15 protein-coding genes and 1 tRNA gene are annotated in these 18,218 nt (G+C 69.6%); 7 read left to right on the forward strand and 9 right to left on the reverse strand.

What is annotated here, in order from left to right:
* On the reverse strand, window positions 1–2,688 hold the full coding sequence (locus J7500_RS06335) for a bifunctional [glutamine synthetase] adenylyltransferase/[glutamine synthetase]-adenylyl-L-tyrosine phosphorylase (protein ID WP_294060765.1): 2,688 nt from the start codon (window positions 2,686–2,688) through the stop codon (window positions 1–3).
* A gap of 86 nt (window positions 2,689–2,774) precedes the next feature.
* Window positions 2,775–2,933: a hypothetical protein gene (locus J7500_RS06340; RefSeq protein ID WP_294060766.1), complete on the reverse strand. Its 159-nt coding sequence runs from the start codon at window positions 2,931–2,933 to the stop codon at window positions 2,775–2,777.
* A 99-nt stretch (window positions 2,934–3,032) separates the two neighbouring features.
* Here J7500_RS06340 and J7500_RS06345 point away from each other — a divergent pair, with 99 nt between their 5' ends.
* From J7500_RS06345 to J7500_RS06370, 6 genes are all read left to right on the forward strand, one after another.
* Window positions 3,033–4,751, forward strand: a complete 1,719-nt coding sequence (locus J7500_RS06345) for a DEAD/DEAH box helicase (protein ID WP_294060767.1) — start codon at window positions 3,033–3,035, stop codon at window positions 4,749–4,751.
* Window positions 4,752–5,047: 296 nt separating this feature from the next.
* On the forward strand, window positions 5,048–5,506 hold the full coding sequence (locus J7500_RS06350; protein ID WP_294061118.1) for a YaiI/YqxD family protein: 459 nt from the start codon (window positions 5,048–5,050) through the stop codon (window positions 5,504–5,506).
* Between the two features lie 102 nt (window positions 5,507–5,608).
* Window positions 5,609–6,436, forward strand: a complete 828-nt coding sequence (locus tag J7500_RS06355) for an outer membrane beta-barrel protein (RefSeq protein ID WP_294060768.1) — start codon at window positions 5,609–5,611, stop codon at window positions 6,434–6,436.
* Window positions 6,437–6,605: 169 nt separating this feature from the next.
* On the forward strand, window positions 6,606–8,297 hold the full coding sequence (locus J7500_RS06360) for an alpha/beta-hydrolase family protein (protein ID WP_294060769.1): 1,692 nt from the start codon (window positions 6,606–6,608) through the stop codon (window positions 8,295–8,297).
* Window positions 8,298–8,446: 149 nt separating this feature from the next.
* Window positions 8,447–9,454, forward strand: a complete 1,008-nt coding sequence (locus J7500_RS06365) for a L,D-transpeptidase (protein WP_294060770.1) — start codon at window positions 8,447–8,449, stop codon at window positions 9,452–9,454.
* Between the two features lie 418 nt (window positions 9,455–9,872).
* Window positions 9,873–11,225: a M20/M25/M40 family metallo-hydrolase gene (locus tag J7500_RS06370; RefSeq protein ID WP_294060771.1), complete on the forward strand. Its 1,353-nt coding sequence runs from the start codon at window positions 9,873–9,875 to the stop codon at window positions 11,223–11,225.
* 9 nt (window positions 11,226–11,234) lie between these two features.
* Here the strand turns inward: J7500_RS06370 and paoC are convergent, their stop codons facing one another.
* The 5 genes from paoC to J7500_RS06395 form a co-directional block, all read right to left on the reverse strand.
* A complete protein-coding gene (gene paoC / locus J7500_RS06375; protein WP_294060772.1) occupies window positions 11,235–13,421 on the reverse strand; it encodes an aldehyde oxidoreductase molybdenum-binding subunit PaoC in 2,187 nt (728 codons plus the stop codon).
* A 3-nt stretch (window positions 13,422–13,424) separates the two neighbouring features.
* On the reverse strand, window positions 13,425–14,375 hold the full coding sequence (locus tag J7500_RS06380) for a xanthine dehydrogenase family protein subunit M (RefSeq protein ID WP_294060773.1): 951 nt from the start codon (window positions 14,373–14,375) through the stop codon (window positions 13,425–13,427).
* The gene (paoA, locus tag J7500_RS06385) at window positions 14,372–15,013 is read right to left on the reverse strand and encodes an aldehyde dehydrogenase iron-sulfur subunit PaoA (protein ID WP_294060774.1); all 642 of its coding nucleotides are present in this window, start codon (window positions 15,011–15,013) and stop codon (window positions 14,372–14,374) included. Before paoA ends, J7500_RS06380 begins: the two co-directional genes overlap by 4 nt.
* 69 nt (window positions 15,014–15,082) lie before the next feature.
* Window positions 15,083–15,943 (reverse strand): sigma-70 family RNA polymerase sigma factor, encoded by an 861-nt coding sequence (locus tag J7500_RS06390; RefSeq protein ID WP_294060775.1) that lies wholly within the window; start codon window positions 15,941–15,943, stop codon window positions 15,083–15,085.
* On the reverse strand, window positions 15,940–16,410 hold the full coding sequence (locus J7500_RS06395) for a carboxymuconolactone decarboxylase family protein (protein WP_294060777.1): 471 nt from the start codon (window positions 16,408–16,410) through the stop codon (window positions 15,940–15,942). The genes J7500_RS06390 and J7500_RS06395 overlap by 4 nt, the downstream gene beginning before the upstream one ends.
* Window positions 16,411–16,573: 163 nt before the next feature.
* Between J7500_RS06395 and J7500_RS06400 the strand changes: the two genes are divergently transcribed.
* The gene (locus tag J7500_RS06400; protein ID WP_294060778.1) at window positions 16,574–16,984 is read left to right on the forward strand and encodes a DoxX family protein; all 411 of its coding nucleotides are present in this window, start codon (window positions 16,574–16,576) and stop codon (window positions 16,982–16,984) included.
* A gap of 3 nt (window positions 16,985–16,987) precedes the next feature.
* Here J7500_RS06400 and J7500_RS06405 read toward each other — a convergent pair whose 3' ends face one another.
* Both J7500_RS06405 and J7500_RS06410 read right to left on the reverse strand, forming a co-directional pair.
* The gene (locus tag J7500_RS06405; protein ID WP_294060779.1) at window positions 16,988–18,040 is read right to left on the reverse strand and encodes a Glu/Leu/Phe/Val dehydrogenase dimerization domain-containing protein; all 1,053 of its coding nucleotides are present in this window, start codon (window positions 18,038–18,040) and stop codon (window positions 16,988–16,990) included.
* A 59-nt stretch (window positions 18,041–18,099) separates the two neighbouring features.
* Window positions 18,100–18,176: transfer RNA gene (locus J7500_RS06410), tRNA-His, on the reverse strand.
* Window positions 18,177–18,218: the final 42 nt, after the last annotated feature.

The raw sequence follows: 18,218 nt of genomic DNA on the forward strand, positions 1-18,218 counted from the left end.
TCAGCCGCCGGCGCGAACCGCCGCCCAGCAGGCGCTGACCTCCTGCCGGGTCCGCTCCAGCGTGGCAACCACCTCGTCCCAGTCGGAAAGCCCGACGGCGCGCGCGATCAGCGCCTGGGTCGCGGCGCCGGGCGGCTGGGCGTCGGGCGCGACGAGGCGCATCGTGACGAGCAGGCGCGAGAGGAAGTCGTGCGCCGGGCGCATCGTGGCGGGGAGCAGCCCCTCGCCCACCAGCGCGTCGATCGCGGCGCCGAGCTGCGGCACGAACGCGGTTCGGTGGCGCAGCTGGAGCGTGTGGATCGCGAACTCGAGGTCGACCAGCCCACCGCCCAGCAGCTTGGCGTCGAGCGGCCCGGCGGGCGGCTTGTGCGCCGCCATCTCGGCACGCATCTTCGCCGCATCCGCCGCGATGTCGCGCTCGGGCCGCGCGCCGCCCAGCACTTCGGAGACGATCGCGGCAACCGCGGTCTGCGCAGCTTCGGAGCCGTAGATCGGCCGGGCGCGGGTGAGCGCCATATGCTCCCAGGTCCAGGCGTCCTCGCGCTGGTAGCGCGCGAAAGCGTCGAGCGAGACAGTGAGCGGGCCCTGCGCGCCCGAGGGCCTGAGGCGCGTGTCGACTTCGTAGAGCGGTCCCGCGGCGGTCGGCACCGAGAGCGCGGCGGTGATGCGCTGCGCCAGCCGATTGTAATAGGTCACCGCGCCGAGCGGCTTGGGCCCGTCCGATTCCGCGGCATAGTCGCCGGTGAAGAGATAGACCAGGTCGAGATCCGAGGCGTGCGTGAGCGCCTGCCCGCCCATGCGGCCCAGCGCGAGGATCACCAGCTCGCTGTCCGGCACGCGGCCGTGGATGCGGGCGAACTCCTCCACCGTGGCAGCAGCGAGCACGTCGGCGGCCGCCTCGGCGACGCGGGCATAGCCGGCGGAGACGTCGAGCGGATCGCTGGCGCCCGCGACGATCTGCGCGCCGAGCGCGAAGCGCTTCTCGCCGACCAGCCGACGGACATGCTCGAGCTTCCACTGATAGTCGGTGCCGCGCTCGCACGCCGCCATCTCGTGCACCAGCGCGGGCACCTCGGCCACGGGATCGAAGGCGCTCGCGTCGATCAGCCCGTCGAGCAGCTCCGGCCGGCGGCCGAGCCGGTCGGCGAGCGTCGGCGCATGGCTCAGGATTGCGCCGAGCAGCTGCGTCAGCGCCGGCTTGGCCTCGAGCAGGCGGAAGAAGTTGATCGCGCTCGGCAGGCGCGAGAGCATCGCGTCGAAGCGCGTGATCGCGTGCACGCTGTCGGGCGCCTTGGCGAAGGCCTCGAGCAGCACCGGAAGCACCGATTCGAGCGCCTCGCGCGCTTGGGGCGTGCGTAGCGCCGGATAGGAACCGCCGCGCCAGCCCTCGACGATCCGCGCGGCGCCCGCGGGATTCTCGAACCCCGCATCGGTGAGCCGCGCCTGAAGCGCGTCGCTGTCCGACGGCAGCCCCGGCTCGGCCTCGCCGGCGAGCGAATCATAGATGCTCCCCACCCGCTCGACGTGCGGGCGGAGCAGCGCGGTCAGCGCCGCGCCGTCGGCCAGGCCGTGGAGCTGCGCGACATTGTCGAGCGCGGCGGCATCGCCGGGCAGCGCGTGGGTCTGGAGGTCGTTCACCATCTGCAGGCGGTGCTCGATCGTGCGATAGGTGACATAGGCGTCGGTCAGTGCCGCGGCCTCCTCTGCCCCGATCCGTCCCGCCTCGGCGAGCGCCGCCAGCGCGTCGCGGGTCGCCGGCACGCGCAGCGCCGGCTCGCGGCCGCCGTGGATCAGCTGGTGGATCTGCGCGAAGAACTCGACTTCGCGGATACCCCCGCGCCCGCGCTTCAGGTCGTATCCCGGCCCGAACGCCTGCGCCTGCGAATAATGGTCGCGGATGCGGCGACTGATGTCGCGGATCTCGCGGATCGTCCCATAGTCGAGCGCGCGCCGCCACACGAAGGGCCGGATCGCCTCGAGGAAACCCTCGCCCAGCACTCGATCGCCCGCGCAGGCGCGCGCGCGAATGAAGGCGGCGCGTTCCCAGGGCAGCGCCTGCGATTCATAATAGGAAATCGCCGCCTCGACCGGCAGCACGATCGGCGTCACTTCGGGCGAAGGCCGCAGCCGCAGGTCGACGCGCATCACATAGCCGTCGCCGTCGCGGGCCTGGAGCAGCTCGACCACGCGCCGCCCGATCCGCACCGCCGCTTCCTCCACGGCCTCGCGCGGGCGGTGCGGCAGCGTCTGCGGATCGAAGATCAGGATCGGGTCGATGTCCGACGAATAGTTGAGCTCGCGGCTCCCCTGCTTGCCCAGCGCGATCGCGGCGAAGCCCTGTGGCTCGGCATCGGGCGTGCGCTCGAGGATCGCGGCGCGGATCGCGCGGTCGAGCGCGTCGTCGGCGAAATCGGTGAGCAGCCCGGTCACGCGCGTGAGGTCGAACACCCCCGCCAGGTCCCCCAGCGCGACCAGCAGCGCCAGCCTCCGCCGCTCGATCCGCAGCCGTTGCCCCACCGGCATCTCGCCGCCCAAGTCGCGCGCATAGCCGATCGGATCGGCGAGCGCGGCGTCCAAATCCTCGATCAGTTGCGGCTCGCGGCCCGCCAGCATCGCGAGGAAAGGCGCGTGCATCTTCGCGCGTTCGAGAGCCTCGGAAACCAGTTGCGAAGAGGGTTGTGACATCATCGACTCGATTGCACCCGCAAAATGTAAGAAATTGTCAAGCAACAAATTCGGTCCCGCGCCGTTTTAGCCGCGTGGTACAAGCGTATTCAAATTCCGCCCCCGAGGCACAGGCCGGCGCTTATCGCGTCGAGCGCCCCCGCGCCAGCGATGCGGTCGCCGGTGCGCTGCGCGAGGCCTTTGATCACGACCTCGGCCTCCCCAGCGACATGGCCGTGCTGCTGCGCCAGCTCAACGGACAGCGCCACGCGGGCTCCTGAGCCGAACCTCCTTTCAGCGCGTTTACCGCGCGCTAGTGCAAGTTAATGCTTGCCCCGGACGGCTCCCGCCCCCATTTGCGAGGTCTCATGTCATTTTCAGACCTTCCCGCGCTTCTCGCCGAAGCGCTCGCCGCGCGTGGCTATGAAGCCCCCACCGCCGTCCAGGCCGCCGTCATCGAACCCGAGGCCGCCGGCCGCGACCTCGTCGTCTCCGCCCAGACCGGCTCGGGCAAGACCGTCGCCTTCGGCCTCGCCATGGCCGGCGAGCTGCTCGGCGAGGACGGCCGCGTCGTCCCCACCCGCGAGCCGCACGCGCTGATCATCGCGCCCACCCGCGAGCTCGCGCTCCAGGTCAGCCGCGAGCTGATCTGGCTCTACGGCCCCACCGGCGCGCGCATCGCCACCTGCGTCGGCGGCATGGACGCCTCGAAGGAGCGTCGCCAGCTCAACTATGGCGCGCACATCGTCGTCGGCACGCCCGGGCGCCTCCGCGACCATCTCGAGCGCGGCGCGCTCGACCTCTCGGCTCTGCGCGCCATCGTCCTCGACGAGGCCGACGAGATGCTCGACATGGGCTTCCGCGAGGACCTCGAGGAGATCCTCGACGCCACTCCGCCCGAGCGCCGTACCCTGCTCTTCTCGGCGACCATGCCCAAGCCGATCGTCCAGCTCGCCAAACGCTACCAGAAGGACGCGCTGCGCATCTCGACGGTGGGCGAGGACCGCGGCCACGGCGACATCGCCTATCAGGCCGTCGCGGTCAGCCCGTCGGACATCGAGCATGCCGTGATCAACCTGCTCCGCTTCCACGAGGCGGAGACCGCGATCCTGTTCTGCGCCACGCGCGACAATGTCCGCCACCTCCACGCCACGCTGGTCGAGCGCGGCTTCGCGGCGGTGGCGCTCTCGGGCGAGCACAGCCAGTCCGAGCGCAACCACGCGCTCCAGGCGCTTCGAGACCGCCGTGCCCGCGTCTGCGTCGCCACCGACGTCGCCGCGCGCGGCATCGACTTGCCCAGCCTCAGCCTCGTCATCCATGTCGAGCTGCCGCGCGACGCCGAGACGCTCCAGCACCGCTCGGGCCGCACCGGCCGTGCGGGCAAGAAGGGCACCGCAGTGCTCATCGTCCCCTATCCCCGCCGCCGCCGCGTCGAATCGATGCTGCGCGGCGCGCGCATCAACGCCGAGTGGATCGACGCCCCCACCCCCGAGGCGATCCGCGCGCAGGACCGCGAGCGCCTGCTCACCGCCCTGCTCGCGCCCGTCGAGATCGACGAGGAGGACAAGGCGATCGCCGAGCGCCTGCTCGCCGAGAAGAGCCCCGAGGAGATCGCCGCCGCGCTCGTCCGCGCGCACCGCGCCGCGATGCCCGAGCCCGAGGAGATGGCCGAGCGCAGCCACACGGACCGCCGCGACGACCGCCAGGCCTCGGCCCACCGCGAGGGCTTCGACGACATCGTCTGGTTCCGCATGGACGTCGGCCGCCGCCAGAACGCCGATCCGCGCTGGATCCTGCCGCTGATCTGCCGCCGCGGCCACATCACCAAGAACGAAGTCGGCGCGATCCGCATCGGCCCGAACGAGACCGCCTTCCAGGTTCCCCGCGCCCTCGCCGCCAAGTTCCAGGCGGCGGTCCAGCGCACCGCGACCGAGGACGACGACGTCCGCTTCGAAGTCTCCGAAGGCCCCGTCCAGCAGGGCGGCCGCGGCCCCCAGCGCAACGGCCCCAACCGCCCCTCCGGCCCGCCCCGCCACCAGGCCAAGCCCTACCATCGCAAGGGCCCGCCCCGCGGGCCGCGGGCGTAAACGCCACCCGCACTTCCCGCCACCCGGGCTCACAAACCCTCTCCCCTTGATAGGGGAGAGGGATACCGCAGCTTGGTACCCCGGCCTTCGCCGGGGTGCCTAGCGGAGGTTGGGTGAGGGGTAGAGCGGAGCGGAGCTCCGCGCGGCTGCTGCGCAGCCGCACACCCCTCACCCAGCTCCGACTAGGGCCCGGCTGCGCCGAACCCAAGTCTGCGCAACCCTCTCCCCTCGCGGGGAGAGGGATAGCAATGGCCTGAAGGTCGAACGCCCCCAGCCCTGCTCTACGGAGACTCCCCCTGGCCGCACCCCGCATCCTCGTCGACGCCGACGCCTGCCCGGTGAAGGACGAGATCTACAAGGTCGCCTGGCGCCACGAGGTGCCCGTGGTCGTGGTCAGCAACCAGTATCTGCGCATTCCCGCGCACCCGCTGATCACGCGCCAGGTGGTGAGCGACAGCTTCGACGCCGCCGACGACTGGATCGCGGAAGCGGCGGACAAGGCCGCGATCGTCATCACCGCCGACATCCTGCTGGCCGACCGCTGCCTCAAGGCCGGCGCCCGCGTCCTCGCGCCCACGGGCAAGCCCTTCACCACCAGCTCGATCGGCGGCGCCATCGCCACCCGCGCGATCATGGCCGACCTGCGCGCCGGCGGCGACCAGCTCGGCGGCCCCAGGCCCTTCGCGGCAGCCGACCGCTCGCGGTTCCTCCAGGCGCTGGATGCGGCCGTGGTGGCGGTCAGGCGGGGGCAGTAGCGGCCGGAGGGATCCGCGACCGAATGGGTAGTTACCCCGATGGCCATCCCCGCGGCGCAGCCTAGCCTTCGCCCCCTGCAGGTTCGACACAGGGGCGCCGCGATGCATCACTCATTCGCCTTGCTTCGATCCGCGGCGATCGTCGCATGCCTCGCCGCGGCGCCCGCGGCTGCGCAGGCGGTCGGCGACAAATATTGGCTCGAGGCGGGCGCCTATTGGCCCGACGTCGATTCGCACGTCCGCGTCCAGTCGAGGGTCGTACCCCTCCCCGCGGCGGAGATCGATCTCGAAGGCGATCTCGCGCTCGAGGATCGCCAGACGCTTGCGGCGGTCAGCGCTGGCGTCCGGATCGGGCCGCGGCTGATGATCGGCGCGGACTATTATGCGCTCGATCGCAGCGCCACGCGGTCGATCGAGCACGACATCGTGTTCGACGATGCCGTCTATCCGGTCGGCGCCAGCGTGACGAGCGGCTTCGATTCGGACATCTACCGGCTCACCATCGGCTATGATGTCGTCCGCTCCGACCGGGCGGAGATCGGCGCCGCGGTCGGGGTCCACGCCACCCGGTTCGACGTCTCGATCTCGGGCGCCGCCCGCATCGGCGGCATCGGCGCCGGAACGCAGGTCAAGCGCCGCCGCCTGTTCGCGCCGCTCCCGACGGTGGGCCTGTTCGCCCACGCGACCGTGCTGCCCCGCCTCACCGCCAATACGCGCCTCGACTATATGGCGCTCGGCATCGACGATTATCGGGGCCGCCTCGTCAACGCGCAGGCGTCCCTCTCCTATCGCTTCGTCGAGAATGTCGGCCTGGGCGTGATGTATCGCTATGTCGATTACCGCGTCGACGCCGACAAGGAGCGCTGGGAGGGCCGGCTGCGCTATCGCTTCCACGGCCCCGCGGCATTCCTCCAGATCGGCTTCCGCTGAGGCCGTGCAAAATAGCGGTGATTGCGCGGGTGGCCGTCGGCGTTGGGGTAGCGAACGCATCGATGTCGTGTGGTACTGGAAGGAAATGGCGCAACGGGTATCAGGCCGCGCGTTGGGGAGCGCGTTGCACCGCGTAGGGGGCAAGATATCGCGATGGCTTCCGGTCTCCGTGCCCGGCTTGCTCGTCGGGGGACTCCTTTTTGCCGCCTCCCTGACCCCCTCGCTGGTGCCGCGGATCTGGGCGACGCAAGGTATCGTCTCGGGATTCTCGATTGCCATCGGATATGCGATCGGCGCATTCGCGGCGTGGTTGTCCGCCCGGATCGCGATCCCCGGGCCAGGAGAAGCATTCGGGCGAGCGGCCCGCGTTGCTGCCGCGGTCGTCTGCGCCGCGGTCGTTGCCTACGCGCTCGCAAGGGCGGCGGGATGGCAGAATTCGATCCGCGTGCTGATGGAGCTCCCGCCGCTCGACAGCCTGTATACATTGAAGGCGGTGGTCGCCCTGGCGGTGTTCGCGGTCCTGTTGGTGGTGGCGCGTTCCTTTCGGTGCGCGGCCCGCTTTGCGGCTGCGGTGGCGCGGCGCTTTCTGCCGGGCTGGGTTGCCAGCATCGTTGGCCTTGTGGCTACCGCAGCTCTGTTCTGGTCGATCGTCAACGGCGTGTTGGTCGACACGGCGTTGCGCATCATGGATGCCGCTTATGAAGAGCGCGACAGCCGCATCGAACCCGAGTTCGCCCAGCCGACCGACCCCCTCAAAGCGGGAAGCCAGGCCTCCTTGCTGTCGTGGAAGGAACTCGGGCGACGGGGACGCCAGTTCATCGTCTCAGGCCCGACCCGAGCCGAAATCAGCGCATTCTCGGGCAAGGAAGCGATGGAGCCGGTTCGCGTATATGTGGGCCTGCGATCGGCTGACACCGTGCAATCCCGCGCCAGGCTCGCACTGGAGGAATTGAAGCGGGTCGGTGGGTTTGAGCGATCGGCGCTGATCGTGGTGACGCCCACCGGCACCGGCTGGATCGACGACCCTGCGCTGGACAGCGTCGAATATCTGCACGGCGGTGACGTCGCGAGCGTCGCGGTGCAATATTCCTATGTTGGAAGCTGGCTCAATCACCTTTCCGGCTCGCAATATGGTTTTGATACAGCGCGAGCCCTCTTCGAGGAGATTCACGCATATTGGGCTGGATTGCCCCCGGAGCATCGGCCCAGGCTCTACCTCTACGGCCTCAGCCTCGGTGCCCAGAGTTCTACCGAATCGACCGAGTTCGCGGCGATGCTTGGCGGTTCGATTAACGGGGCACTATGGGCGGGCCCTCCCTATTCGACGCAGCTGTGGCGCTTCTTCACGACACATCGCGATCCCGGATCTCCTGCATGGCTGCCTCGCTTCCGCGGGGGATCGTTCGTGCGCTTCATGAACCAGGATGGGGACGCTGCCAGCCAGTCCGGCCTTCGAAACGCAAACTGGGGCCCGGCGCGCCTCGTCTTCCTCCAATATGCCAGCGACGCGGCGACATTCTTCGAATACAGCGCGATTTATCGCCAGCCCGAATGGATGAACCTGCCGCGGGGGCCCGATGTCTCACCGGCGTTGCGCTGGTATCCGGTCGTCAGCTTTCTGCAGTTGCTGGTGGACGCGCCAATGGCGATGTTTGCGCCGGCCGGGCACGGGCATGTCTATGCTCCGTCGGACTACGTCAACGCGTGGATCCAGGTGACCGATGTGCGCGGCTGGTCCGCCGGCGAGATCGCACGGCTGAAGAACCACCTGTCTCATCGGCATGGCGTGGCCAGTCCGGCGACAGGTGCTGAGCCGCCGATTGCCAAACGGCTCGGGCCGCAGGCCCAACAAGGTTCGTAGCGCGACCTGACGCATCAGCGGTGCCCAGAGCGGTCGCTCCATGTCGGCAAGCGCATCCCGACCGCTCTCGTTCCCTCCAAACTTCCCCCACCCTCGCCCCCGCATTTTCACCGAGCCCGGCCGGGGCCGAACTCGCCTAGCCTCGGCCCATGAAGTATCGCCGCACCCTCCGCCCCGCCTGGCTGGCCCTTGCCGCACTCCTCGCGACCGCCGCCACCGCCCCCGCCCAGAACGCCAGGACCAGCACGGTCACCGATGCCGATATCGCGCAGCTCAAGCCCGGCCAGTATATCTGGGCGCCCGCGCTCGCGCCGCAGGGGCCGATGCTGATGGTGGTGAGCCTCCATGCCCAGCAGGCCTATGTCTATCGCAACGGCGTGCGGATCGGCGCGAGCACGGTCTCGACCGGCAAGACGGGCAAGGCCACGCCCACCGGCGTCTTCACCATCCTCCAGAAGCGCGCGAAGCACTTCTCCAATCTCTACAACAACGCGCCGATGCCGCACATGCAGCGCCTCACCTGGGACGGGATCGCGCTCCATGGCGGCAACCTGCCGGGCTATCCGGCCTCGGCGGGCTGCGTGCGGCTGCCGCACAGCTTCGCCGAGCAATTGTTCGCCGCGACCTCGCTCGGCATGACCGTGGTGATCACCGACGCGCCGTCGAGCCCGGGCCGGCTCGACGGCGGCGACCTGCTCGTGCCCGTCACTGCCAAGGGCGCTCCGGTGGGCCCCGGCACCGGCGGGCGGCTGCGCCCCGACGAGCCCTATCGCTGGACTCCCGCCGTGTCGCCCAGCGGACCGGTCACCCTGGTGCTGAGCAGCGCAGAGAACCGGCTCGTGGTGCTGCGCAACGGCAAGATGATCGGCCGCGCGCGCGTCCACATTCCCGCGGGGACGATCGTCGGCGACCATGTGCTCGAGCTGACCGGCTTCGACGCGAACCGCCGCACCCAGTGGAACTATGTCGCGGTGCCGGGCGCGGGCAAGCGCGCCGGCCAGACCTTCGACAAGTCCGTGATGCAGGGCGTCGAGGCGCCGCGCGGCTTCGTCGAGCAGGTCCGCACCGTGCTCCAGCCCGGCGCGACCCTGCTCGTCACCGACGCCGCGATCCTCTCCGGCGGCGCCGGCCGCTCGATGACGGTGGTCGACGGCTAGGGCAGATCGGCATTCGGAGCGGAAAACCTCGCTGAACGCGTTCCCCGGCGAAGGCCGGGGCCAAGTCGCCATGTCGTTCCAGAAGCTTCCATAGCCATCCCGGCAGCTCGATACCGGGCCCCGGCCTTCGCCGGGGAACCGCTCCGCCCCGCGCTTTGACCCGGCTTGCAAAGTAGGATTTCGTCTGCTTGCCTCGGCGTGCGGCTCACGGCCCTCCCCGACAGGCAGCAGCATGCACGAACGCCCCTTCTTCCCCTCCCGCCAGCAACCGACCTCCGGAATGCGCGCGCAGCGCCGCGACACAAAGTTGCTCGCGCCTGAAACGAAACATTACGATTCGCGGGAAAAGTGGGAAGTTAGCGGGATGGAATCCAACGCGCGGTCCGGTAAGGGCATGGCACCGATGGGGGAGACTATCATGCACGAGCTCAAGACGCTTTTCCTGGCCGGCACGCTGGCGACCGGAATCCTGGTTCCCGCCGCGCAGGCGCAGACCGTGCGCGAGGAATCGGTGCGCGGGCATGTCTCCTATCTCGCCGGCGAGACGCTCAAGGGCCGCGAGAGCGCGAGCCCGGACGAGGCGATGGCGGCGGCCTATGTCGGCGCGGCGTTCCGCGGCTATGGCCTCCAGCCCGCGCCGGGGATGCAGGGCTATACCCAGCCGATCGACATCGTCCGGCTGCGCCTCGACGGCGCGCCTGTGCTCACCGCCGGCGGCGCCGCGATCGACAAGCCCCTGCTCTTCGCCTCCGCGGGCCAGCCGGCGCAGGGCAAGCTGGTGCTCTATGCGGGCAACGACCCCAAGGCGCTCCCCGCCGCCGACGTGGTGATGCTGACCGGCAAGGAAGGCAGCCCGCTGCGCCTCGCCGGTGCGGTCGATCCGTCGCGCACGCGGCTGGTGATCATCCGCGCCACGCCCGAGGTGCGCGACTATTACCAGCGCATCGGCGGCGCCCCGCGCCTGCCGCGCTACTTCAAGGGCAGGCAGCCGACCCCGCGGCCCAACGTCGTCGCACTCGACGATGCTGCCTTCGACAAGCTCGCCGCGCAGGAGGGCACCGACGTGTCGCTGACGCTGCCCGGCCTGGTCGAGGAGACGCGCGTCACCACCAATGCGATCGGCTATCTGCCCGGTACCGATCCCAAGGCGGGCGTGATCCTGCTCAGCGCGCACCTCGACCATCTGGGCGTGCGGCCCGACGGCAAGGTGATGTACGGCGCCAACGACGACGCTTCGGGCACCACTGCAGTGCTCGAGCTGGCGCAGGCGCTCGCATCGGGCAAGCGCAACAAGCGCGGCATCCTCTTCGTCGCTTATGGCAGCGAGGAAGCCGGCGGCTTCGGCGCGCGCTGGTTCGCCGAGCATCCGCCGGTGCCGCTCTCGGACATCGTCGCCAACCTCGAGTTCGAGATGATCGGCGCGCAGGACCCCAAGCTCCCCGCGGGCACGATGATGATGACCGGTTTCGAGCGCTCGACCTTCGGCGAGACGCTCAAGGCGCATGGCGCGCTGGTGACCGCGGACCCCTACCCCGAGCAGGATTTCTTCCGCCGCTCGGACAACTACGCCCTCGCGCTGCAGGGCGTGGTCGCGCACACCGTCTCGGGCTGGGCGGTGATCCCCAGCTACCACACGCCCGAGGACACGGTCGCCAACCTCGACACCGCCTTCATGACCCGCGCGATCCAGTCGCTGGTCGCGCCGCTGCGCAGCCTCGCGAACAGCAATGCCAAGCCCGAGTGGAAGGAAGGCGGGCGGCCGAGCGAGTAAGCGGCCGCCTCAGGCGATCGCCGGCAGCCGGTCGAGGAACTTGTCGAGCGTGACCGGATAGTCGCGCACCCGCACGCCGGTGGCGTTGTACACCGCGTTGGCGATCGCCGCGCCGACGCCGCACAGGCCGAGCTCGCCGACCCCCTTGGCCTTCATCGGCGAGGTGGTGGGGTCGGTCTCGTCGAGGAAGACGACCTCCTGGTGCGGGATGTCGGCATGGACGGGCACCTCGTATCCGGCGAGGTCGTGGTTGACGAAGAAGCCGAAGCGCTTGTCGACCGCGAGTTCCTCCATCAGCGCCGCGCCGACGCCCATGGTCATCGCGCCGATCACCTGGCTGCGCGCGGCCTTGGGGTTGAGGATGCGCCCCGCCGCGCACACCGCCAGCATCCGCCGCACGCGGATCTCGCCGGTGTAGCCGTCGACCGCCGCCTCGACGAAATGCGCGCCGAAGGTCGATTGCTGGTAGCGCTTGGCAAGGTCGCCATATTCCATGACGTCCTCCGCCACGATCTCCCCGTCCCGCGCCGCCTGGGCGAGCGGCACCGGCCGGCCGCCGGCGATGACGTTGCCGTCGACGAAGGCGACGTCGGGCGAATTGAACCCCAGCTTCTGCGCCACTGCCTCGCGCAGCTTGACGCAGGCGGCATAGACCCCCGCCGAGGCGCTGTTGCCGCCCCATTGCCCGCCCGATCCCGCCGAGACCGGGAAGCTCGAATCGCCGAGCTTCACCACCACGCGGTCGAGCGGCACACCCATCATCTCCGCCGCGGTCTGGCCCAGGATCGTGTAGCTGCCGGTGCCGATGTCGGTCATGTCGGTCTCGACCGTCACCACGCCCCGGCCATCCAGCCGCACCCGCGCCGCCGACTTCATGTTGATGTTGTTGCGGAACGCCGCCGCCATGCCGAGCCCGACCAGCCAGCGCCCTTCGCGGACCTGGCCGGGCTTGGGGTTGCGCTTGTCCCAGCCGAACCTGGCAGCGCCGGTGCGCATGCACTCGATCAGCTGGCGCTGCGAGAAGCGGCGCTCGGGCTTCTCGGGATCGACCTGGGTGTCGTTGATCGCGCGGAACTCGATCGGATCGAGCCCGAGCTTCTCGGCCATCTCGTCCATCGCGATCTCGAGCGCCATCAGGCCCGGCGCCTCGCCCGGCGCGCGCATCGCATTGGCCTCGGGCAAGTCGAGCACCGCGAGCCGCTGGGCGATCAGCCGGTTGGGCCCTGCGTAGAGCAAGTGCGTCTGCGCCACCGAATTCTCCGGCCCCCCGCCGGGCAGGTCGCCGCACCATTCCTCATGCGCGATCGCGCTGATCTTGCCGTCGCGGCCACAGCCGAGCCGGATGTGCTGGATCGTCGCGGGTCGGTGAGTGGTGTTGTTCGCCATCAGCGGCCGCTGGAGCGCGACCTTCACCGGCCGACCCACGGCCTTGGCGCCCAGCGCGGCGAGCAGCGCGTCGGCGCGTACGAACAGCTTGCCGCCGAAGCCGCCGCCGACGAAGGGCGAGACCAGTCGGACATTCTCCTTGGGGATGCCCAGAGTCTTGGCGACGTCGCCCCTGCCCCAATTAACCATCTGGTTCGACGTCCAGACAGTGAGCTTGTCTCCCTCCCATGCCGCGATCGAGGCGTGCGGCTCCATCATTGCATGGCTCTGGTCGGGCGTGGTGTAGGTGGCGTCGAGCTGCACGGGCGCGGCGGCGAAGGCGGCGTCGAAATCGCCCACCTTGGTATCTCCCTTGGGCGGCTTGGCGCTGTCGCGCACCGCCACAAGGTCGAAATTGCCCTTCCCCCGCGCGTAGTCGACCCGCACCAGCTGCGCGGCGGCGCGCGCCTGCTCGAACGTCTCGGCGACCACCACTGCGACCGCCTGATGGTAGTGCTCGATCTCGGGCCCGCCGAGCAGCGTGGCGGTATTGAAATCGCCCTTGGTGAGCTTGCCCGCATTCTCGGCAGTGACGATTGCGAGCACGCCGGGCGCGGCCCTGGCCTCGCTCAGGTCGATGCCGGCGATCCGCCCCTTCCCGATCGCCGAGCCCACCACATAGCCATAGGCCGGATTGGCGACGACGCGCTGCTCATAGGCATAGGGCGCGGTGCCAGTCGTTTTGAGTGGCCCGTCGATGCGGTCGGTGGGGCGACCGACGACCTTGAGCTGATCGATCGGGTTGGTTCCGGCGGGAGCGTCGAACTTCATCGGTCAGGCCCTCGCTTCGGCGAGCACCGCGGCGAGCGTGCGCTCGGCCAGCGGCAGCTTGAATGCGTTGTCGTGCGTCGGCCGCGCGCCCGCGAGGAGCTGCGCGGCGACCGGCTTCGCGCCCTTGGGCAACGAGCCCTCGGCCGCCTCCACCCGCCACGGCTTGTGCGCAACGCCGCCCAGCGCGACGCGCCCGCTGCCGTCGCGCTGCACCACCGCCGCGACCGACACGAGCGCGAAGGCGTAGGAGGCGCGGTCGCGCACCTTGTGGTAGAAATGCTTGCCGCCGAGCGGCTTGGGCAAAGTCACCGCAGTGATCAGTTCGCCGGGCTCGAGCGCGGTCTCGATATGCGGCGTGTCGCCGGGCAGGCGGTGGAAGTCGGCGATCGGGATCGCGCGTGCGCTGCCGTCGGGCTTCACCGTCTCCACGCTCGCATCGAGCAGCCGCATCGCCACCGCCATGTCGCTCGGGTGTGTCGCGATGCAGGCGTCGCTGACGCCGATCACGCCCAATTGCCGGCTGTAGCCGCCGATCGCCGCGCAGCCGCTGCCGGGCTTGCGCTTGTTGCACGGCTGGTTGGTGTCGTAGAAATAGGGGCAGCGCGTCCGCTGGAGCAGATTGCCCGCGGTCGTCGCCTTGTTGCGCAGCTGGCCCGAGGCGCCCGCGAGCAGCGCACGGCTGAGTACGGCGTAATCCTTGCGGACGCGCTTGTCGGCGGCGAGATCGGTGTTGCGCACCAGCGCACCGATGCGCAGCCCGCCCTCCCTGGTCTTCTCGATCGTGTCGAGCCCGAGACCGTTGACGTCGATCAGGTGGGTCGGCGCCTCGATCTCGAGCTTCATCAGGTCGAGCAGATTGGTGCCGCCGGCGATGAACTTGGCGCCTTGGGTCCTCGCCGCCGCAGCCGCGGCTTCGACGGGCGAGGACACGCGCTCATAAGTGAACGGCTTCATGCCTTGCTCCCCGCGACTTCGGCGATCGCCTCGGCGATGTTCGAATAAGCGCCGCAGCGGCAGATGTTGCCGCTCATCCGCTCGCGCAGCTCGGCGTTGGTGAGCCTGGGCTTCGCATTGAGGTCCGCGCTGGCATGGCTGGGGATGCCGGCCTTGACCTCATCGAGCATCGCTACTGCCGAGCAGATCTGCCCCGGGGTGCAATAGCCGCACTGATAGCCGTCGTGCCGCACGAAGGCCGCCTGCATCGGGTGCAGCGCCTCGGGCGTGCCGAGCCCTTCGATCGTGGTGATCCGGTCGCCCTCGTGCATCACCGCCAGGCTCAGGCACGAATTGATCCGGCGGCCGTCGACGATCACGGTGCAGGCGCCGCACTGGCCGTGGTCGCAGCCCTTCTTGGTGCCGGTGAGGTGGAGATGCTCGCGCAGCGCGTCGAGCAGCGTGGTGCGCGTGTCGAGCTCGAGCTGCCGGGGCTCGCCGTTCACTTCGAACGAGACCTTTGAGCGTGCCGGCTGGGCCTGGGACTGGGGCTGCGCCGCCTGCGCTTCCGCCGCTGGCACCGCGGAGGCCGCGCCGAGCGCAGCGCTTCCCACGAGCAATTCGCGCCTCGACACTTCCAATTCTCCGGAGCTTTGCATCGCGTCCGATCCTCCCTGCCGTGAGGTCCGGTTTCTCCGGGAAATGTTTCCCGTGCAAGTCCGTTCCCGTCAGTGGACCGCGTTCAGGTGTCGCAGCTTGTCCGGGTTGCGCGTGACGTAGATGCCGGTGATCCGGTCGCCGTCGATCGCCAGCGCGGTGGTCTGCAGCACCCCGCCCGGCTCGATCGTGACGAAACCCGGCAGGCCGTTGACGAAACCATAGCGCACCACGCGCGACATCTCCTTGGCGAAGAAGCGCGAGAGAGAGGTGTGGAGCTTCATCACATCCTCGATGCCGATGATCGGGCGCAGCCCCGCAGGCACCTTGCCCCCGCCGTCCGAATGGACCGACACGTCGGCAGCGAGCAGCGAGCGCAGCCCGGCCATGTCCCCGCTACGCGAAGCCTGGAAGAAGGCCGCGGCAATCTCCAGCCCGCGCTCCTTGGGCACGTCGAACCGCGGCCGCGCGGCACGGACGTGCGTGCGCGCCCGGCTCGCGAGCTGCCTCGCCGCCGCGGGATCGCGGCCGATCGTCTCGCCGATCTCGTCGAAGCTTGCCCCGAACACATCGTGCAGCAGGAATGCCGCGCGTTCGAGCGGCGACAGGCGTTCCAGCGCGAGCATCAGCGGCAGAGTGACGTCGTCCACCTCGCCCTCCTCGGGCTCGACCACCGGCTCGGGGAGCCACGGGCCGACATAGGTCTCGCGTCGCGCCCGCGCCGACTTGAGCTGGTCGAGACACAGCCGCGTGACGATGCGGCGCAGGAACGCCTCGGGCTCGCGCACGCTGGCCCGGTCGGTGCCGAGCCAGCGCAGGAAAGCGTCCTGCACCACATCCTCGGCGTCCGCGACCGAGCCCAGCATGCGATAGGCGATGCGGGTCAGCCGCGGCCGCAGCGGATCGAACGATGCAGCCGCGTCGTCGCTCACGCTGCCGCAGCCTCGTGCGCGACCGCGGGCTTCGCGTCGTAGAACAGGTTGAACCCCACCGCGAGGCGGTTCCAGCCGTTGATCGCGTTGATCATCAGGGTCAGCTGCACCTGCTCCTCCGGCGTGAATTCGAACGCGAGCTCGGCATAGATTTCTTCCGGCGCCCGTTCGACGGATACCAGAGTCAGTGCTTCAGTCCATGCCAGCGCGGCGCGTTCGCGCGGCGTGTAGCACGGCGCCTCGCGCCAGGCGCTGAGCAGATAGATTCGCTCCTCGCTCTCGCCGGCCTTGCGCGCCTCGGCAGTGTGCATCTTGAGGCAATTGGCGCAGCCGTTGATCTGCGATGCGCGGATCTTCACCAGCTCGAGCAGGCTCTGCTCGACCGCCGGCGCGATCTTGAGCGACATGTCGAGCCACGCCTTCATCTGGACGGGCGCGGCGGCGAAGGGATCGAGGCGTGCAGTCATGGGTCGTCTCCAGCTTGGTTGACGACACCATGACGAGATGGGCGCGCCGGATGTGACATGCGCCACGAATTTTTTCGCTCGGAACGCCCCCGTAACGCCCATTGCGGAGCGCAAGGGCCAGTGTCAGACTGACTGTCTCGGTATCAACATGGGGGCGATTGGCGTGAACACGGATCGACTCACGGCCCTGGCGCCCGGCGCGCGCAGTGTGCTTCGGATCATGTCGGGGCTGCTCTTCCTCGAGCACGGCACCCAGAAATTCCTCTATTTCCCCGCCGGGCAATTTTCGGGCTTCGGCTGGACCTTCTCGCACCCCGCGGCATTCGCCGGCATCGTGGAGCTCGTCTGCGGCGCGCTGATCGCGCTTGGCCTCCTCACGCGCCCCGCCGCCTTCCTGGCCTCGGGCACCATGGCGGTGGCCTATTTCCTCGGTCACGCGCCGCAGGGGTTCTGGCCGGCCAACAACATGGGCGACGCAGCGATCCTCTACTGCTTCGTCTTCCTCTATTTCGTGTTCGCGGGTCCGGGACCGATCAGCCTCGACGCGGTGCTGCGACGTCCGAAGGCTGGCTAGAAGTCAGCCCCGCCCGATCAGCCGCTGGGCGATGCGATCGGCGACCTCGCTTTCGGGGTCGCCGGTCCGGTCGCTCTCGTCCCACACCTCGACCAGCCGCTCGGGAATCTTGTCCACGCGCGCCTGGACCTCGGCCATGTTGCCTTGGCCGAGATATTCGAGCCCGACGTTGATGATGCCGCCCGCGTTGATCACATAATCGGGCGCGTAGAGGATGCCGCGGTCGTGCAGCCGCTTGCCGTCCGCGCGCGTGGCGAGCTGGTTGTTGGCGCCGCCCGCCACGACCTTCGCCTTGAGCTGCGGGATCGACTGCTCGGTCAGGATCGCCCCCAGCGCGTTGGGGCTGAACAGGTCGGTGTCGAGCGTGAGGATCTCGGCGGCGTCGACCGCTTCCGCGCCCAGCTCTGCGGCGAGCGCCTTCGCGCGTTCGGCATTGACGTCGGCGAGGGTCAGCTTGGCGCCGTCGGCCGCGAGCAGCCGCGCGACGCCGCCGCCCACCGAGCCCACGCCCTGGATCGCGACGCGCACCCCGCGCATGTCCTCGGCGCCGAGCCCGCGCCTGGCGGCCGCCTTTACCCCCAGATAGACGCCGCGCGCCGTCACGGGGCCGGGATCGCCGCCCGCACCGCCCGCCGCCACCGGAAGCCCCGAGACATGGCGGGTCTGGGTCGCGACGACCTTCATCCGCGCCTCGGACATGCCGACGTCCTCGGCAGTGACATATTTGCCGTGGAGCGATTCGACCGCGCGTCCAAAGGCCTCGAGCTGCGCGGTGGAGACGGTGGCGCCCGGCTCGGATGCCAGGATCACGCCCTTGCCGCCGCCCAGCGGCAGGTTCGCCATGGCGTTCTTGTAGCTCATGCCGCGCGACAGCCGCAGCGCGTCGGTGATCGCGGCGCGATGGTCGGCATAGTGCCAGAAGCGCACCCCGCCTGCGGCCGCTCCGAGTGCAGTCGAATGCACCGCGATGATCGCGCTCAGTCCGCTCGCGCGGTCCGAGAACAAATGCACGCCTTCATGGTCGTCGAAGTCGGGAAAGCCCCAGTCGGTGATCACGCGGTACATCCTGCGGTCGCCGCGCAGCTGTTTTCCCGCGCGCTGGCGAAGGGGGAGAATGGGGCGGATGACGGGACTTGAACCCGCGACCCTCGGTACCACAAACCGATGCTCTAACCAACTGAGCTACAACCGCCGTGAAGGATTGGGCGCTTAGCCGCGCCGTCCGCCGAACGCA

This window comes from Sphingomonas sp., from assembly GCF_017744835.1.
GTDB lineage: Bacteria > Pseudomonadota > Alphaproteobacteria > Sphingomonadales > Sphingomonadaceae > Sphingomonas.

Bases quoted from the DNA above. Each gene is read 5' to 3' on its own strand.
- J7500_RS06335 (WP_294060765.1), bottom strand. From the start codon at position 2,688: ATGATGTCACAACCCTCTTCGCAACTGGTTTCCGAGGCTCTCGAACGC.
- J7500_RS06345 (WP_294060767.1), top strand. From the start codon at position 3,033: ATGTCATTTTCAGACCTTCCCGCGCTTCTCGCCGAAGCGCTCGCCGCG.
- J7500_RS06355 (WP_294060768.1), top strand. From the start codon at position 5,609: ATGCATCACTCATTCGCCTTGCTTCGATCCGCGGCGATCGTCGCATGC.
- J7500_RS06365 (WP_294060770.1), top strand. From the start codon at position 8,447: ATGAAGTATCGCCGCACCCTCCGCCCCGCCTGGCTGGCCCTTGCCGCA.
- J7500_RS06370 (WP_294060771.1), top strand. From the start codon at position 9,873: ATGCACGAGCTCAAGACGCTTTTCCTGGCCGGCACGCTGGCGACCGGA.
- paoC (WP_294060772.1), bottom strand. From the start codon at position 13,421: ATGAAGTTCGACGCTCCCGCCGGAACCAACCCGATCGATCAGCTCAAG.
- J7500_RS06380 (WP_294060773.1), bottom strand. From the start codon at position 14,375: ATGAAGCCGTTCACTTATGAGCGCGTGTCCTCGCCCGTCGAAGCCGCG.
- paoA (WP_294060774.1), bottom strand. From the start codon at position 15,013: ATGCAAAGCTCCGGAGAATTGGAAGTGTCGAGGCGCGAATTGCTCGTG.
- J7500_RS06395 (WP_294060777.1), bottom strand. From the start codon at position 16,410: ATGACTGCACGCCTCGATCCCTTCGCCGCCGCGCCCGTCCAGATGAAG.